12 protein-coding genes are annotated in these 17,337 nt (G+C 64.6%); 5 read left to right on the top strand and 7 right to left on the bottom strand.

Going from position 1 to position 17,337, the window contains the following annotated elements:
• Positions 1–25 precede the first annotated feature (25 nt).
• Positions 26–1,159, top strand: a complete 1,134-nt coding sequence (locus IRI77_RS23110) for a DUF362 domain-containing protein (protein ID WP_194447371.1) — start codon at positions 26–28, stop codon at positions 1,157–1,159.
• Between the two features lie 9 nt (positions 1,160–1,168).
• Here the strand turns inward: IRI77_RS23110 and IRI77_RS23115 are convergent, their stop codons facing one another.
• Positions 1,169–2,263, bottom strand: coding sequence for a VWA domain-containing protein (locus IRI77_RS23115; protein ID WP_194447372.1), 1,095 nt, complete (start codon positions 2,261–2,263; stop codon positions 1,169–1,171).
• Here IRI77_RS23115 and selB point away from each other — a divergent pair.
• Together selB and IRI77_RS23125 are read left to right on the top strand one after the other, a co-directional pair.
• Complete coding sequence (selB, locus tag IRI77_RS23120) at positions 2,262–4,112, top strand: selenocysteine-specific translation elongation factor (RefSeq protein WP_194447373.1); 1,851 nt, start codon at positions 2,262–2,264, stop codon at positions 4,110–4,112. The two genes, IRI77_RS23115 and selB, sit on opposite strands and share 2 nt — an antisense overlap.
• A gap of 44 nt (positions 4,113–4,156) precedes the next feature.
• Positions 4,157–5,839, top strand: coding sequence for an IPT/TIG domain-containing protein (locus IRI77_RS23125; protein ID WP_194447374.1), 1,683 nt, complete (start codon positions 4,157–4,159; stop codon positions 5,837–5,839).
• Here the strand turns inward: IRI77_RS23125 and IRI77_RS23130 are convergent.
• From IRI77_RS23130 to trmFO, 4 genes are all read right to left on the bottom strand, one after another.
• Positions 5,826–8,204 carry a DEAD/DEAH box helicase gene (locus IRI77_RS23130; protein ID WP_228486277.1) on the bottom strand — a complete coding sequence of 793 codons (2,379 nt, stop codon included), beginning with the start codon at positions 8,202–8,204 and terminating at the stop codon, positions 5,826–5,828. The genes IRI77_RS23125 and IRI77_RS23130 overlap by 14 nt on opposite strands.
• An 83-nt stretch (positions 8,205–8,287) precedes the next feature.
• Entirely contained in the window at positions 8,288–8,740 is a 453-nt protein-coding gene (locus IRI77_RS23135) for a PilZ domain-containing protein (protein WP_323745122.1), read from the bottom strand.
• 519 nt (positions 8,741–9,259) lie between these two features.
• On the bottom strand, positions 9,260–10,156 hold the full coding sequence (locus IRI77_RS23140; RefSeq protein WP_194447376.1) for a tyrosine-type recombinase/integrase: 897 nt from the start codon (positions 10,154–10,156) through the stop codon (positions 9,260–9,262).
• A complete protein-coding gene (gene trmFO, locus IRI77_RS23145) occupies positions 10,149–11,498 on the bottom strand; it encodes a methylenetetrahydrofolate--tRNA-(uracil(54)-C(5))-methyltransferase (FADH(2)-oxidizing) TrmFO (protein ID WP_194447377.1) in 1,350 nt (449 codons plus the stop codon). Before trmFO ends, IRI77_RS23140 begins: the two co-directional genes overlap by 8 nt.
• Before the next feature lie 27 nt (positions 11,499–11,525).
• On the opposite strand from trmFO, the gene IRI77_RS23150 reads away from it, so the two are divergent.
• Positions 11,526–13,352 carry a M61 family metallopeptidase gene (locus IRI77_RS23150; RefSeq protein WP_194447378.1) on the top strand — a complete coding sequence of 609 codons (1,827 nt, stop codon included), beginning with the start codon at positions 11,526–11,528 and terminating at the stop codon, positions 13,350–13,352.
• 21 nt (positions 13,353–13,373) lie between these two features.
• Complete coding sequence (locus tag IRI77_RS23155; protein WP_194447379.1) at positions 13,374–14,732, top strand: L-serine ammonia-lyase; 1,359 nt, start codon at positions 13,374–13,376, stop codon at positions 14,730–14,732.
• A 1-nt stretch (position 14,733) separates the two neighbouring features.
• On the opposite strand, the gene IRI77_RS23160 is transcribed toward IRI77_RS23155, so the two are convergent.
• Together IRI77_RS23160 and IRI77_RS23165 are read right to left on the bottom strand one after the other, a co-directional pair.
• A complete protein-coding gene (locus IRI77_RS23160; protein ID WP_194447380.1) occupies positions 14,734–15,387 on the bottom strand; it encodes a VTT domain-containing protein in 654 nt (217 codons plus the stop codon).
• Positions 15,388–17,334 (bottom strand): peptidyl-prolyl cis-trans isomerase, encoded by a 1,947-nt coding sequence (locus IRI77_RS23165; protein ID WP_194447381.1) that lies wholly within the window; start codon positions 17,332–17,334, stop codon positions 15,388–15,390.
• Positions 17,335–17,337 lie beyond the last annotated feature (3 nt).

The following is a 17,337-nucleotide window of genomic DNA, read 5'->3' on the forward strand; positions in this document are numbered from 1 at the left end:
TGCAGCCTTCGAAAAGGAGCTCCGTATGACCCGCCGCGAACTCTTCGCTCTCCCCGCCGCAGCCGCCCTCGGGCTCGCCAAACCGGCCCCCGCCTCCACCGTGGCCATCGCCCGCTCGCGCGCCTACGACGCCAAAATCTACGACACGCTCCGCACCATGTTCGACCAGGTGGGCGGCCTCGCCCCCATCGTCCGCAACAAGACCGTCGCCCTCAAGCTGAATCTCACCGGCAACCCCGCGCGCTTCCCCGTCAAAGCCGAACTGCCCTATCGCACCGACCCCGGCAGCGTCCTGGCCACCTGCCAGTTGATGGCGCGCGCCGGAGCTAAGCGCATCCGCATCCTCGAGAGCTTCTTCCCCGCCAAGTCCGACCGCGAACTCTGGGCCCGCTACGGCCTCGACATCCAGGCCATCGAAAACTGCGGAACCAAGGTCGAATGGGAGAACACCAACAACCTCGGCCTCGCCACCCAGTACACCCGTATGAAGGTGCCCGGCAGCGGCCGCATCTTCCCCTCCTACGACCTCAACCACTCCTTCGCCGACTGCGATGCCTACGTCTCCATGTCCAAGCTGAAGAACCACTGGCTGGCCGGCGTCACCATGACGATGAAGAACAACTTCGGCCTCACACCCTGCTCCCTCTACGGCGGCGACGCAGGGCCCAGCGGGAATGAGGACCCCCGCCAGGAGCGTGGTCCGGTCGGCCACAACGGCACCCGTACGCCACCCAAGGGCGTCCCGCAGGAGATCGACCTCAGCACCCCGCGCGAGCCCGGCTTCCGCATCCCGCGCATCGTCGTCGACCTCTGCTCCATCCGCCCCGTCGACCTGTCCATCGTTGATGGCATCGAGACCATCCGCGGCGGCGAAGGCGAGTGGAACCAGGGCGTCGAGATCATGAAGCCCGGCCTGCTGCTCGTCGGGCGCAACATGGTCTGTACCGATACCGTCTGCACGGCCGTCATGGGTTACGACCCGCGCGCCGCCCGCGGCCAGGGCCCGTTCATCCGCGGCGACAATACCCTGCTGCTGGCCGAAGCCGCCGGCCTTGGTTCCGCCCGTCTGGAAGACATCGAAATCGCGGGCCTCAAGCTCAAGGACGCCAAGGTCGACTTCGGCCCCGGCGCCATCGGCAAACGCGTCTTTGCCGCCTGATCGAGACCGTTACTGCTGGGCCGCCGGAGGCTGCGCCTGCGCTGAGTCCGTCCGGCCTTGCGCGTAGTAACCCGACCGCGCGTGGACTTCGGCTTTGGGATACCGGCGCCGGGCCTCGGCGCTCAGCTCCACCTGCAGCCTCCGGAATGCCCCTTCCGGCGCCGGCGTTGCCGTGATCCCCAGGCTGTAACGATTGCGGATCCGCTCCAGCATCTCCTGGAACCGGGCACCCGCCTTGTCCGCCCGCAGCACCTCGCCGCCCGTGTCCTCCGCCAGGCGGAAGACGTTCGCCGGCGTAAAGTCTGTGTTCACATCCGCGCCCTTCGGCATCGCCGGAGGCGGCTTCGTCCCTGGAGCGACAATCGCGTTCAGTACCGTGTCGTTCTCCGACAGCGCCCGCACCACCTTCTCGTCCGGCAACTGGTAGTGCACTCCGCCGTTGTCCGTCAGGATGATCAGGGCCCGGCGACCGGCGAACGGAGGCTGCTGCTTCAGATAGTCCGTCACCTGCAGGATCGAATCGTTGATCGCCGTCCCGGCCCCCAGGTTGTGGTCCATCGGAGCGTCCTGCAAAGCCACCACCGCCAGCCGCTTCTCCCCCGTCAGCTCCTGGGTGAATTCGGCCCGCCGCGAGAACAGCGCCACCGCGATCTGGTCCTCCGGCTTCAGGCTGGACAGCGCTTCCTGCGCCACGGTCGCCATCTCCCGCAGCAGCTTGCCCATGCTGCCCGACACGTCCAGCAACAACAATACCTGCAGTGGTTCGGACTCCTGCCCGAAGTACTCGATGTGCCGCTCGACCGCTTCTTCCTTCAGGACGAAGTCCGACGATTTCAGCCCAGGGAGTGGTTGCTTGTTGTTCACCACCTGGACGTCGATCCGCACCAGCGTGGTTCCCGCCTTGAAGGTGGGTGTCTCGTTTGATTCGGTCCCTGGCTTGGCGGCTTCCGGAGCCTTTGGCGCCGCCTCTTCCGCGGGCGCCTGGACCGGCTTCGGGGTCTCCACCTTGCGCCATCCGCCGCCGGGCGGACGAGGCGGTTGCGGAGCAGGCGATTGCGCCGCCGCCGCCATCGCGGCGAACATAAGTACGAACACCGGCCTCATGAAGAACATTATCGTCGGCACGGCGGGCCATATCGACCATGGCAAGACAACTTTGGTGCGCGCGCTCACCGGCATCGACACGGATCGCCTGGAGGAGGAGAAGCGCCGCGGCATCACTATCGACCTCGGCTTCGCCCACATGGAGCACGCCGGCATCCGCTTCGGCTTCGTCGATGTGCCCGGCCATGAACGGTTTGTGAAGAACATGCTGGCCGGCGCCGGCGGCATCGACATGGTGCTGCTGGTCATCGGCGCCGACGAATCCATCAAGCCGCAAACCCGCGAACACTTCGACATCTGTAGGCTGCTGGACATCCGGCAGGGGCTGGTGGTGCTCACCAAGTCCGACGCCGTCGATGAGGAGATTCTGGAACTGGCTCGCATGGAGGCCGCCGAGTTTGTGGCCGGGTCCTTTCTGGAAGGTGCGCCGATTGTCGCAGTAAGCGGTGTGACGGGCGCCGGCCTCCCCGCGTTGCGTGAGGCTATGACCGCCATGGCCGCCCGCACGAAAGGCCGCGACACCACCGCCCCGTTTCGACTGCCCATCGACCGGTCGTTCACCCTCAAGGGCTTCGGCACCGTGGTGACCGGGACGCTCACCGCCGGCCAGTTGAACGTGGAGCAGGAGGTGGAGGTCCACCCCGGGGGCCGCCGGCTTCGCGTGCGCGGCGTGCAAGTCCATGGCGGAGCAGTGGATAAGGCTTACGCCGGGCAGCGCACGGCCGTGAATCTTGCCGGTGTCGAGGCTTCTGAGTTGAGCCGCGGCATGGTGCTCACCCCGCCCGACCTCTTCCTTCCCACCCAGGCCCTCGACTGTTCATTCACCCTCCTGCCCGGCGCCCAGGCCTTGAAACATCGCGCCCCCATCCACTTTCATGCCGGTACGGCCGAGGTGGAGGCGCAGGTCCGCATGCTGCGCGGAACCGAACCGCTCCAGCCTGGCTCCACCGGCTTCGTCCGGCTGCTGCTCAACGAGCCACTGCTGCTCCTGCCCGGCGACCGCTTCATTGCCCGTATGTTCTCGCCTGTCATCACGATAGGCGGTGGCGTGGTGCTGGATAACGCTCCGCCGCTGCGGATGAAGAAGCCGCTGGTGCTCGACCGCCTCGCCCTACTGGAGGGCGCGCCCCTGCCAGTCCGGATGAGCCTGTTTGCCCAGGAGGATCCCGCCGGCTGCACCGTCGCCGCCCTGGCCGCCCGCGTCGGCGCGACCCCCGAGGCCCTCCACGCCGCCGCCGCGCAGGCCGGGTTAGTCTTCGTACGTGCCGCCGAACCGCGGTTCATCGCCCAGGCCGCGCTGGAGACCTGCGCCGCCGGACTGCGGCTTGCCCTGGCCGGCTTCCACAAGCAGAACCCGCTGCTGCGCGGCATGCCACGGACCTCGGCGTCCGTGCCCGCCTTCCTGCTCGATACGCTGCTTGGGTCGATGAAGGACGTCGTGGCGGAGGAGGACCTGCTGCGGTTGGGCTCGCACCGGCTCCAGTTAAAGGGCGAGGAAGACGAGGCCAGCGGCCGCATCGAAGCGCTGTTCCGCGACGCCGGCCTCAGCGTGCCGGCCGTCAACGAGGTGCTCGCCAAGTCAGGTGTCGACGCCAACCGCGCCCGGACCTTGCTTCAGATCCTGCTGAAAGACAAGAAGTTAGTCAGGATCTCAACCGACCTGATCTACCATGCGGAGGCGCTCATATACCTGAAGGAGTTGTTGACTCCTCGCAAGGGCGTCCGTTTCGGTGTCGCCGAGTTTAAGGATTGGACCGGCGTTTCCCGCAAGTACGCCATCCCGCTGCTGGAGTTCCTCGATCGGGAACGGGTCACCCGCCGCGAGGGCGACCAGCGCATGATTCTGTAATACCCGGCCCCGTCTCTCCGATGAGTCTCCTGGAGGCTCGCGTCTTGAGAAGCGTTCACATCGGAATCCTGGCGGCAGCGGCCCTGCTGGCCCTGCCAGCCCAAGCCCAGACTTTGAAGGCGACGCCGGTCAGCCTGAGTTATGCCTACACGTTGGGATCCGCCACGTTCCCGGCCGCCCAGACCCTGGCGGTGGCGCCTGCCAGCGGAGCAGCGCTGTCCTTCAACGCGGTCGTCGTGGGAGGGCCGTGGGTAACCGTCACTCCGGACAGCGGCAAGACCAATGCCAGCCTGAAGGTGTCGGTGAACCCAACCAGTTTGCCTGTAGGAACTTACACGGCCAACATCATGCTGACGCCGGTAGGCGGAACCACGTTGAACGTGCCGGTCACGCTGTCGGTGAAGGCACCGCCCGCGACCCTGGTGGTGACGCCCAGCCCGGTGACGCTCTCTTACACGCGAGGCGACCCGACGCCGGACCCCGTGGCCATTAACCTCAGCGGCGGCGGAGCGCTCCTGTCTTTCACCGTCACCGTCTCCGGCGCCACCTGGCTATCCGCCACGCCGAAGAGCGGCATCATCTTTCCAGCCTTCAGCTCACAGGTGGCCTTGCTGGTGGACCCAACCGGCCTGACGCCCGGCACTTACAAGGGGTCCATCAAGATCGACGCGCCGTCAGCGGCGAACAAGACCCAGACGGTCAGTTTCGACCTGACGGTGAATCCGGGTACTCCGGTATTGAATTCAATCTTCCCGACAGGAGCCACCCAAGGCTCGGCTGCGACGACGATCACATTGACCGGCAGCAACTTCTACTCGGGCTCGACGGTCACCGCCAAAGGCCAGACGCTCTCGTCCACTTTGCTGGGGCCGACCGTGCTGCAGTCCACCATTCCATCGTCGCTGCTTGCCTCCGCGGCGAACCTGAACGTGGTGGTTACGAATCCAAACCCCGGCGGCGGTTCCTCGGCGGATCAGACGTTTACGGTCTACGCGCCCGGACCGCGCATCACCGGCATCACCAACGGGGCGAGCTTCCAGTCGGGCTCCATTGCACCCGGCGAGTTTGTGAGCATCTTCGGAACAGGCCTTGGTCCGGACGCGATCGTCACCTTCCAGCCTCCGGCAGGCGGGGCGCCCATTGCCGACACCCTGGCCGGTGTCCAGGTCTACTTCGGACCCACCGCGGCTCCCCTGATCTTCGTCTCGTCCACCCAGATAGCGGCCATGGTTCCCTCCGGGGTGCTGGGACCCGGCATCAACGTCTCAGTGGATTACAACGGGACATCATCGTGGGTCTATCCCGTGTCGGTGGCACCAACCGCGCCTGGATTGTTCGCTTTAGGCTCATCCGGCGCCGGTCCCGGTGCTGTGTTCAACGAGAACGCCTCCACCGGCGAATTGACCCTGAACACCGAAACCAATGCCGCCACCAAAGGGTCTACCATCTGGCTCTACGCGACCGGGATTGGAGTCACTACCCCGGCTGGCTTTGACGGTGCGATCAGCACCATGGAATCGAACCTCACGGCGCCAGTGGCCAGCCTGAACATTGGAGGGACGGATGTGACGCCGGCTTACTTTGGCCCGGCTCCGGGCTTGGTTTCCGGCCTGGTCCTGGTGAAAGCCGCGATACCGGCAACCATCGTCGCTGCCAAGGCGGTGCCTGTTTTGTTGACGTTAGGCTCCGTCACCAGCCAGGTGGGAGTAACGATTACGGTGAAGTGATTTGGGGCAGCGGCTCGCCCGTCAGCATGGCCAGGATCTCGAGGGCGGATTGTTTACTGCGTTCTCCGGTTTCTCCGGCCGGTCCGACGCAGCTCGGGCAGCCGCCTTCGCAGCCGCAGGCCTGGATGAGTTGGCGGGCTCCGTTCAGCAGCTCCGTTGTCATTTTGAACAGAGGGGCGCTCTGGCCGATGCCGCCCGGGAAGTTGTCATAGAGGTGCAGATTCGGCTCGAAGCCACGCACGTCGACAGAGATCTCTTCGGTCAGGGTGACACCCAGGTCGCGCGGATCGCACATCAGCAGCAACGACGCCACAGTCCTCAGCGCGTTGCCTAAACCGCTGAGCGCATTCAGCTTGTCGGTAGGCGTCAGGTTGGGGAACTTGTCCAGGAACTCCACTGGGAAGTGCAGCCAGAACGAGGTCGTGTGCATCTCTTGCTCCGGCAGGGAGAGAGTCCCGGCGCCCACGTTCTCGTTGGTGTAGAACTTCACCTTCTTGAAGCCGACGATCTGCCGGTTGACCCGCACTTCGCCGTGCGCCGACTTGGCCGTGTCGACCGGCGAGGAGTCAAACTCTTCCAGCACTTTGACTTGCGTGTAATCGATGGCATCGGTGAAGTAGTCGCACTCCACCTGGCGTACGTAGGCCTTGCGGCCTTCGTAGTCCATCTTCTCGACCTGATACTGCCGAGCCTCGTGCAGGTAGATCGCCTTCTCGTGGAGCTCCACCAGGGCCGCCGGGAACGCCACTTCGGCGATCAGGCGCTCCTCATTGGTGATGTCGATCACGACAAAGTTGTCGCTGGTGACCGACCGCAGGCTGATCGCATCGGCCGGGTAGCTGTCCGAGGTCCAGTGCCAGGCGCCGCCGCTGTGGTGCACCACCCGCAACTCCTCCAGGAAGCTGCAGAGCTCGGCCGTCTCGTGGGGCCCGAACTTGGATCCGTCCTTGATGGGCAGCTCGAAGGCCGCGCACTTCAGATGATTGATGAGAATCTCCAGATTGTCCGGGTTGATCTGGGCGTGCTCGGGCGAACCCTCGAAGAAGTACTCGGGGTGCTCGACCACATACTGGTCCAGCGGAGCACTGGAGGCGACCATCAGGGCGAGCGATGTGCCCAGCCGGCGGCCCGCGCGGCCCGAACGCTGCCAGGTGGAGGCGATGGAACCGGGATAGCCGGCCATCACCACCACGTCCAATGAGCCGATATCGATGCCGAGCTCCAGGGCGTTGGTGGCCACCACGGCCCGGATGGTGCCTTCCCGCAGGCCGCGCTCGATCTCGCGCCGTTCCCGGGGCAGGTAGCCGCCGCGATAGCCGCGGATGGTGCCGGCCTGGCCCGGCTTCTCGCAGGAGTCTTTCAGGTAAGTGAGCAGGACTTCGGTGGCGAGGCGGTTGTTGGCAAAGACCAGGGTCTGCTGGCCGCGCTGGATCAGGTCCGACGCGATGCGCCGCGTCTCGTTCAGGTAGCCGCGGCGGATGCCCAGTTGCTTGTTGACCACCGGCGGATTGTAGAAAACAAAGTACTTCTCACCCGTCGGCGCGCCGCTTTGGTCGACCAGCCGGAAGTCCACGCCGGTCAAGGTCTCGGCCAGGGTCTTCGGGTTGGCGATGGTCGCCGAGCAGCAGATGAACTGGGGCTTCGAGCCGTAGAACTCGCAGATGCGCGCCAGGCGCCGCAGCACGTTGGCCAGGTGGCTGCCGTAGACTCCGCGGTAGTAGTGAAGCTCGTCGATGACGATATAGCGGAGGTTCTCGAACAGTTTGCCCCACTTCGTGTGGTGCGGCAGGATGCCGGCATGGAGCATGTCCGGGTTGGTGAGCACGACATTGGCGCGCTCCCGGATCTGTTTGCGGGCGTCCTGGGGCGTGTCGCCGTCGTAGGTGAAGGCCCGGACTCCGGAACCCATGGCCTCGACGATGGAGTGGAACTCGTGGAGCTGGTCCTCGGCTAAGGCCTTGGTGGGAAAGAGGTAAAGCGCCCTGGCCTCGGGATCTGCCACCAAGCGGTGCAGAATCGGCAGGTTGTAGCAGAGCGTCTTGCCGCTGGCCGTGGGCGTCACCACCACCGGGTTGCCGCCGTCCTGCAGGGTCTCGAAGCATGCCGCCTGATGCGTGTAGAGCTGGGTGATCCCCTTCTCTTCCAGCACCTTGCGCAACGCCGCGGGAATGCCGCCGGGCATGGGCGCGAACTGGCCCGGCTTGGCCAACTGGTGCCGGATGGCGCGAATGGGCGAGTTCGGCTCTTCCATCCAGGCGCGCAGACGGGCAATGGTCATCGCCAGATCGGCCCTACGGGCCAGTCCGAGCGAATTCTCTTGCGAGCCTTCGCGTTTGGGATCAGGAAAATCGAGACTCAGGTTCATCCGCGCGGCTTCGCCTTTTCTTTGCTAAGCGTACACGAATAGAACGTCAATGACAACCGGCGCCTGGCCACGTAGCAGATGGCTCAAGCGGTTGCGGAGTTTACCCGGACGAATTCGTAGCGTTCCAGGGTGGCGGCCAGGGCCTGGCTCTCGCCGTCGCGGCGAACGACCTTGCCCATGCACCGGATGCGCACGTCGCCCATCGACTTGCCGGTCGGCAGGCTGATCATGTATTCAATGGGCTGGCCCAATTCAATGGGTTCAGCCGGGTCATTGAAGAGGACTCCTCCAGAACTAACGTTCCTGGTCTCCCCAATATGTGAAATCCGCCGTGAACCGGCTCGTACCAGTTCCAACGGTAGCTTCAGTTCAAATCGTCTGGATCTTCTTTGCTCTGACACTGTAGTTCTATCTAAGAGGTTTTTCCTAGGATGGTCAACTCCTTTTCGCCCCGCGTAATGGGGAGAACCTCCTAGTACTACCCAAACTAGGTCAAGGGTGCTTCTCGCAGTCGCCGTTTTGTTCGCCTCAGACACAGTACAGCGTGCGGCGGCATGGAACTTTCCCGAGGCGTGCCCAGGGCCGGGTCTCGAATCTGCACCAGACGGTCTACGGGATCGCTTCAGCGCTGGGTGGCTCCCGCTGGAGCAGGAACCTTCGGCTGTCTTCCGAGAACTGCCGGCCCATCTAATAACTATCGATAAGCCACTTTAAATCAATATCTTGATGAACTGTCTAGACGATCTCAGTTCGAGCCGGAATGGAACTCCGAGACGCCGGGCCGGACCTCGGGTTGCCGGGGCGGCCACCACTTCGAGATTTGGTGCGCGGGCCGGACGGACGGGCAGACCTGAGTCCAGAAGCCGGGCCTCGTGCCGAAGTGGGGCGGAATCCCTGTCTCAGGACGGTGGTTTCCCTTCGCGCCTCCCTGTGGATCCAGGCTAGAAACGTCAGTTTTCCACAGGTACTAAGGCGTTTACCGGAGAAGAGGCCGACCCGCCAAACTACTAATCCGTACGGTCTATATCGGATTGAGTGAACCGCATCCGGCCGATTCAGGCCCGGGGATGTGCCTTGTCATAGACCCGCATGAGGTCGTTCAACGAGAGCCGGGTGTACTTCTGGGTGGTCGACAGAGAGGCGTGGCCCAGCAGCTCCTGGATGGCCCGCAGGTCGGCTCCGGCGCTGAGCAGATGCGTCGCGTAGGCGTGGCGCAGGGAATGGGGATGGAGCGAGGAGTCGGCCGAGAGGGCGATGGAGTACATCTTGAGGATGCCGCGGGCGCCCCGATCGGTCAGCCTGTGGCCGCGATGGTTCAGGAACACGGCCATCTCGCCGTCCAGGGGACTCCTGGCGGCCAGGCACGCCCGCAGGGCATTCATGGCCTTGCGAGGGACGGGTACCTGCCGTTCTTTCTTACGTTTACCGCGCACACGGAGCCAACCTTCGGCCATGTCCAGGTCCCCGGTATCCAGGCCGACCAATTCGCTGACCCGCAGGCCGCAGCCGTAGAGGAGCTCGAACAGGGCGAGGTCGCGCTCAGGCGAGGGACGTTCCAACGTGCCTTTGGCAATCTCGTCGATGAGGGTATTCGTCTGCTCCTCGGTGGGCACGTCCGGCAGCGACTGGGGCATGCGGGGGGTGGTGAGGAGCTTGGCGCGGTTCAGCGTGATGACGCCCTGGCGCAGGCAGTGGTCGAAGAGGCTGCGGACGGCGGCGAGTTTACGGCGGATGGTGGTCCTGGCGAGGTCCTGGCTATAGAGGTCGGCCAGCCATTCGCGCAGCATGAGCTGGTCGAAGTCCTTTGGTTCCGGTGGGTTGAGCCCGCCGCGCGAATAGTAGCCCACAAACTGTTCCAGGTCAGCCTGATAGTTGCGGACGGTATGGACCGACGAGTTGCCCCGCGTGAGCTCCTCCAGGTAGGAGTCGATCCAGCGCTGCAGTTCAGACATAGGAATCCATGGCCGCGATGGCGCGCCGGCACACCTCGGCATGGCGCGCCTTCTTGTCCCGTTTCAGGCGTTGGCGCGCGGCCTCGTCGAGCGCGGGCAGCAGGTCGAACGCAATGTTGGCGGGTTGGTAGTGTTTCGGGTTGGCGTTGGTAATGTAGTGGGTGAGCGACCCCAGGGCGGTTTCGCGCGGCACCGGCGCGGGTGACTCGCCCAGGGCCAAGGCGGCGGCGAACCGGCCGGCCAGCAGGCCCGTGGCGATGGACTCCACATAACCCTCGACCCCGGAGATCTGCCCGGCAAAGAAGATGCGCGGATCGCTCTTCAGTTGGAGGGTCGCGCTGAGCAGCTCCGGTCCATTGATGTAGGTATTGCGGTGGATCTGGCCGTAGCGCAGGAACTCCGCGTTCTCCAGCCCGGGAATGAGCCGGAACACGCGCTTCTGCTCCGGAAACTTCATATAGTTCTGAAAACCAACGAGATTGTAGCTGCCGGCGCGCTGGTCTTCCTGGCGCAACTGGACCACGGCGTACGGCCAGCGGCCCGTTTTCGGATCGTCCAGGCCGACGGGTTTCATGGGTCCAAAGCGCAAGGTGTCGCGGCCGCGGCGGGCAATCTCCTCGATGGGGAGGCAGGACTCGAAGAAGGCGACCTTGCCGTTGTGGATGGCGCGGTCCTCGTCGATATGGGCTCCGGCGCTTTCAGCGGTGAGCACGGCATCGACGAAGGTCTCGTACTCCTGCTTGTTGAAGGGACAGTTCAGGTAGTCGTCGCCGCCGTCCAGCGATTTGCCGTAGCGGGAAGCCGCGAAGACCTTCTCGCGGTCGATGCTTTCGGCGTCGATGATGGGGCTGATGGAGTCGTAGAAGTAGAGGCGTTCACTGCCGGTGAGGCGGGCGATGTCGGCCGCCAGCGGGCCGGAAGTGAGCGGACCGGTGGCCACGACGACAATGCCGTCGGCCGGGATCTCAGTCACCTCCTCGCGGACCACCCGGATCAAAGGGTGGCTTTCCACGGCTTTGGTGAGGGCGGCGGCGAAGAGGTCGCGATCCACTGTGAGTGCGTGGCCGCCGGGCACACGGGTCTCTTCAGCGGCGCGCATCGCGAGGGAACCCAACTGGCGCAATTCGCGCTTCAGCAGCCAGGAGGCGGTGTTCTCGGAGTCGCTTTTCAACGAGTTGGAGCAGACCAGTTCGCCGAAGTCGCTCGTCTTATGGGCCGGCGTTTGCCGCAGCGGGCGCATTTCATATAGGATGCAGGAGATCCCTTTGTCCGCGATCTGCCACGCCGCCTCGCTGCCGGCCAGCCCCGCGCCGAGCACGTGAATGGTAACCTTTTTCGTCAAGCTCCTACCATTTTAGGTCTTAGCCCAATGCGAACCATCTTTCTTTCTCTCGTCTTCTCGATTTCCCTGTTTGCGCAGGCGCCCGTGCGGTACACGTTGAAGTTCCCCGCTCCGCACACCCACTATGTGGAGGTCACCGCGGAGATGCCCGCGGGCCAGCCGGCCGTGGAACTGTACATGCCGGTTTGGACTCCGGGCTCCTACCTGGTGCGAGAGTACGCCCGCAATGTGGAGAACTTCAAGGCGCAGGACAGCCAGGGCCACGAGTTGACCTGGAGCAAGACCCGGAAGAACCGCTGGAAGGTGGACGCGAAGGGCGCCGCCTCTATCTCTGTGAATTACAAGGTCTATGCCCACGAGATGAGCGTACAGGGCAACTGGGTGGATGCCGGCTTCGCGATGATGAACGGCGCCGCCAACTTCATGACCCTGGTGGGTGCGGAGAAGCGGCCGTACGAGGTCAAGCTGGGGCTGCCCTCCGGCTGGACGCGCAGCATCAGCGGCATGAAAGAGGGCTCCGCTCCGCACACTTACCTGGCGGTGGACTGGGACCAGTTGCTGGACAGCCCGATCTACGCCGGCAATGGGCCGATTCACGAGTTTGAGGTCGACGGGAAGAAGCACTATCTGGTCAACGAAGGTGAAGGGCCGATGTGGGACGGGCCGGCTTCGGCTCGAGACGTGGCCAAGATCGTGGCTGAGTACAGCCGCCAGTGGGGCGGACTGCCGTACGACAAGTATGTCTTTTTCAATATGATCACGGAGTCCGGCGGCGGCCTGGAGCACAAGAACTCCACCTGGATGGGGACCAGCCGCTGGGCCTACGGCAATACGCAGGATCCGCCGGAGATCCCGGGCGGCGGCGCGGCGGCGGCGGGCAACCGGCGGCCGAACCGGGTGGGCTGGCTGGGCCTGGTGAGCCACGAGTACTTCCACCTGTGGAACGTGAAGCGGCTGCGTCCGGTGGAACTGGGGCCGTTCGATTATGAGAACGAAACCTACACGCGGAGCCTTTGGCTGGCGGAGGGCGTGACGTCCTACTACGGTCCGCTGGCGCTACGGCGGTCGGGCCTGTCGACGCAGGCGCAGGCGCTGCGGGCGATGTCGGGGGCGATCGGGCAATTGCAGACCACCCCGGGGCGGCTGGTCACCTCGGCGGAATCGGCCTCGTACAATGCCTGGATCCAACTGTACCGGGCGAACGAGAATACCGCGAATACGGCCATCAGTTACTACACCAAGGGGCAAGTGATCGGGTTTATCCTGGACGCCAAAGTCCGCAAGGCTACCAACGGCGCCAAGTCACTGGACGACGTGCTGAAGTTGGCCTTTGAGCGCTATAGCGGCGCCAAGGGGTATACGCCGGAGCAGTTCCGGGCGGTGGCCAGCGAAGTGGCCGGAGTCGACCTGAAGTCCTTCTTCAAGAACGCTTTGGAGACGACGGAGGAGTTGGATTATACAGAGGCGCTGGACTGGTATGGGTTGCGGTTCAGGCCGCAGCCGACGAGGGGCGGCGCTCCGCGGATTGTGACCGGCGTGACGGCCGCGACAACCTCGGGTCGTATTGTTGTCTCGCGGCTGCAGCGCGGCACGGCCGCCTACGATGCGGGCCTGAACGTGGATGACGAGATCCTGGCCGTGAACGGCTACCGGGTGCGGCCCGAGCAGTGGCCTTCGCGCCTGGACAACTACAAGCCCGGCGACACGGTGGACCTGCTGGTGGCGCGGCGGGATAAGCTGATGACCTTGAAGATGCCGATCGTGGCGGACGAGGCGAAGTCGTGGGCGCTGGAAGTGAAGACGGACGCCAGCGACGAGCAGAAGGCGCACCTGAAGAGCTGGTTGATGCAGTAGGCGCTGGCACGAGGCACCGGATTGCGAACAAGTCTCTTTGATCTCTTCAAGATCGGCATCGGGCCCTCGAGTTCCCACACGGTGGGTCCCATGCGGGCGGCCTACGCATTCGTGCGGCAGTTGGACGAGCGCGGGTTGCTGCCGGCCGTGCGGCGAATCCGGGCGGAGTTGTACGGTTCGCTGGCCCTGACCGGGCGCGGACACGGCACGGATCGCGGCATCCTGCTCGGCTGGCTGGGCGAGCAACCGGATGGTGTGGATCCCGCAGCCATCGGGCCGCGGCTTGCCCAAGTGGAGCAGGACGGACGGCTGTTGCTGCTGGGGAGTCAGGCGGTTGAGTTCGCGGCGGAACGGGACCTGGTCTTCCACATGGACATGGTTCTGCCGGGCCACCCGAACGCGGTGCGCTTCTCGGTGCTGGGCGGCGCGGGTGAGGTGGTGGACAGCCGGGTGTACTACTCGGTGGGCGGCGGGTTCATTCGGGAAGAGGGAAAGGCGGCCTCAGAGTCGTCGCGTCCGCCGGTTCCCTATCCCTTTCAAAGCGGCGCCGAGCTGCTGGAGCGGGCGGAGGCCAACGGCCTGACCATCGCGGAACTGATGCTGGCCAATGAGTTAGCGTGGCGCAGCGAGACGGAAGTGCGGGGCGGGATCCAGCGCATCTGGGGCGCCATGCAGCAGTGCACCCAGCGCGGACTGGAGACCGAAGGCGTGCTGCCAGGCGGGTTGAATGTGACACGCCGGGCGGCTTCGCTGGTGCAGCGGCTGGCGGGGAGCGACGCGAACGATCCGCTGGCTCCGCTGGACTGGGTGAACGTCTGGGCGCTGGCGGTGAACGAGGAAAACGCAGCCGGAGGGCGAGTGGTAACGGCGCCGACCAACGGCGCGGCGGGCATCATCCCGGCGGTGGGGCATTACTACATGCGGTTCCAGGAAGGCTCCGGCGAAGGCATGGAGCGGTACCTGTTGGCGGCGGCGGCGATTGGTGTGCTGTACAAAGAGAACGCCTCGATCTCCGGAGCCGAGGTCGGCTGCCAGGGTGAGGTGGGTGTGGCGTGTTCGATGGCGGCGGCGGGCCTGGTGTCGGCCCTGGGCGGGACGAACGACCAGGTGGAGCATGCGGCGGAGATCGGGATGGAGCACAACCTGGGGATGACCTGCGATCCCATTGCCGGGCTCGTCCAGATTCCGTGCATCGAGCGGAACGCGTTCGGGGCCATCAAGGCGGTGAACGCGGCCCGCATGGCGATGCAAAACACGACGGGCCACCGGGTGACGCTGGATCAGGTGATCAAGACCATGTACGACACGGGCATGGACATGCAGAGCCGGTACAAGGAAACGTCGCTGGGCGGGCTGGCTTTGAACGTGATCGAGTGCTGAGCTAGACGGTTTCCGGGGTGCGGCGGCTGCGCAGCACCTGAAAGATCACCGGCAGGACGGAGACCAGCACGATGAGGACGACCACCTTCTCGAAGTGCGCCCGGATGATGGGGAAGCTGCCGAGCTTGTAGCCGAGCAGGGTCATCGAGATCACCCAACCCACACTGCCGAAGACGTTGAAGGACAGGAAGCGCGGCAGGCCCATGCCGGCCACACCGGCCACGAAGGCGGCGAAAGTACGGATGATGGGCACGAACTGGGCGTAGATGATGGTCTTGCCGCCGTGCTTCTCATAGAAGGCGTGGGTGCGGTCGAGGTGTTCGCGGCGGAAGATCTTCGAGTTCGGATTGGCGAAGAGGCGGACGCCGATGAAGCGGCCCAGGAAATAGCCGCAGGAGTTGCCCAGAAGGGCGGCGACGATCAGGGTGATGATGATGCCGGCGAGGTCGAGTTGACCGGCGCCGGCGACCACGCCAACGGTGAAGAGCAGGGAGTCGCCCGGGAGGAAGAACCCGACGAGCAGACCGGTTTCGGCAAACACGATGCCGAAGAGCATCGCGTAGCTCCACCATCCGGTAAAGACGGTGGTGAGAAGCCGGATCAGCGCGTCCGGGTCCTTCAGGGCCAGGACAAAGTCGATCAATTCACGCAACATCTAGCCGCCGTAGGAAGCGACCAGCTTCTTGATGTTGTCGTCGTAGATCTTCACCTTCTTCTGCTTGATGAGAGCCTGGACCACGCCGTCGCCGAAGAGCTCGCGGCGCTCGTTGGCGCGGCGGGACTTCAGTTCCTGGATGAGGGCGGCGCGGTTGGCGATGATCGCCGTCAGGTCAGCCGCTTCCTTCTCGAGGACCTTGCAGTAGAAGGTGCCGTTGGGGGTCGGGACCGGTCCGAAGACCTCACCGACGTTGCGGGTATAGCCTTCACCGACGGTGCTGGCGGAACCGAGGCCGGTGATGGCGGCATCGCGGTTGACCAGTTCCGAGGTCTTGAGGTCGGCGCCGAACTGCTTGGCGAGAGCGGCGAGGTCGCCGTTCACGGACTTGAGCTTGGCGGTGGCATCCTTGACGGCGTTCTGCATCGCGTCCTGGGCCTTCTGGCCGAGGAGGGCATCGCGTACCTGCGCCTGGACGTCGGCAAACTCGGCCGGGTGGGCCGGGAAGATGTCGGAGACCTGGGCGACGGCCAGCTTATTCTGACCGACCTGGATGACGGGGGTCACCCCATTCTTGGCGAGGCCGGCGGCGGCGTCAGCAAACTGGGGATTGATGCCGATTTCCTGGATGGGGTCGCCGGGGCCGACGCGCTCAGCGCGAACCGGGGTGATGCCATTGGCGGCGGCGAGCTTCTCGGCTTCGGCGGGGGACTTGATGAGCGCCGCGCGGAGCTGGTCAGCGAGGTTCTGCATCTTGTCGAAGACCATGGCGCGAGTGGCTTCGCGGGCGATCTCGTCGCGGACTTCAGCAAAGGTGCGGAGGTGGGCGGATTCATGGGCATCCACCTTGATGATGTGGAAGCCGTACTCGGTTTTGATGAGGCCGCTGACGGTGCCCGCCGGCGTGGAGAAAGTGGCCTTTTCGAACTCGGCCACCATCTGGCCGCGAACGACCCAGCCCAGCTCGCCACCCTTGGCGGCAGAGGCGCCGGGGGCATTATCCTCGGAGTTCTTCTTGGCGAGCTCGGCAAAATTGGCGCCGCCCTTGATCTGCTTCAGCAGGTCTTCGGCCTTCTTCTGAATCGCAGCCACTTCGGCCGGCGATTTGTCGGTCGTCTTCAGCAGGATGTGGCTGGCCTTGACGCGCTCCGGCGTGCGGAACGATTCCTGATTCTGGGTGTATAGCTTCTGGAGGGTGGCGTCATCGACCTTGATGCCGGCTGCGATGGTCGCTTCGTCCACCGGGAAGATGAGGTAGCTGCGGCGCTCCGGCGACTGGTAGAGGGTGCGGTTCTTGTCGTAGAACGCCTTGACCTCTTCGGGGGTGACATTCACCTTGCCCTTGAAGAGCTCCGGCCCGATGCCGAAGTAAGCGATCTTGATCTTATCGTGGCGGTGCTTGTATTCGCCTTCGATGTCGCCCGGCGTCACGACGGTGCCTTCCAGGGCGAGGGTCTCGAGTCGCGTTTCCAGGGCGGCCGTGCGCACGTTCTCTTCAAACTGCTGGATGGTGAAGTTCTGCTGGGCGAGGAAAGCGGCATACGCTTCGTTGCCGACAAACTTCCCGTTTTCAAAAAGTTGGGGCAGGATGGAGCGGACGGTGTTGGCCAGGTCCTCATCGCTGACCTTCATGCCCATGCGGCCGGCCTGGTAAGCGACGGCGCGCTGCGCCACCATCTGCTGGACAGCCAGGGGCACGTAGAACTGCTCCATGCCCTTCTGGATCGCACTGCGTTCGCGAGCCATGAACTGGCGGACATCCTGGGCCGTGACCTTCTGGTCGCCGATTTCCGCGAGGACGTTCGGGTCGCCGCTTTTGCCGCCGCCGCCCCATCCGCCACCGTAGCCGGGGACCAGCGTGATCACCATCGAAAGAGCAACCAGCGTCAAAAGCGCACCGAGCAGGTAACGCACAGACTTCTCACGGCTGCGGAACAGGTCAAACATGGG

This window comes from Paludibaculum fermentans, from assembly GCF_015277775.1.
GTDB lineage: Bacteria > Acidobacteriota > Terriglobia > Bryobacterales > Bryobacteraceae > Paludibaculum > Paludibaculum fermentans.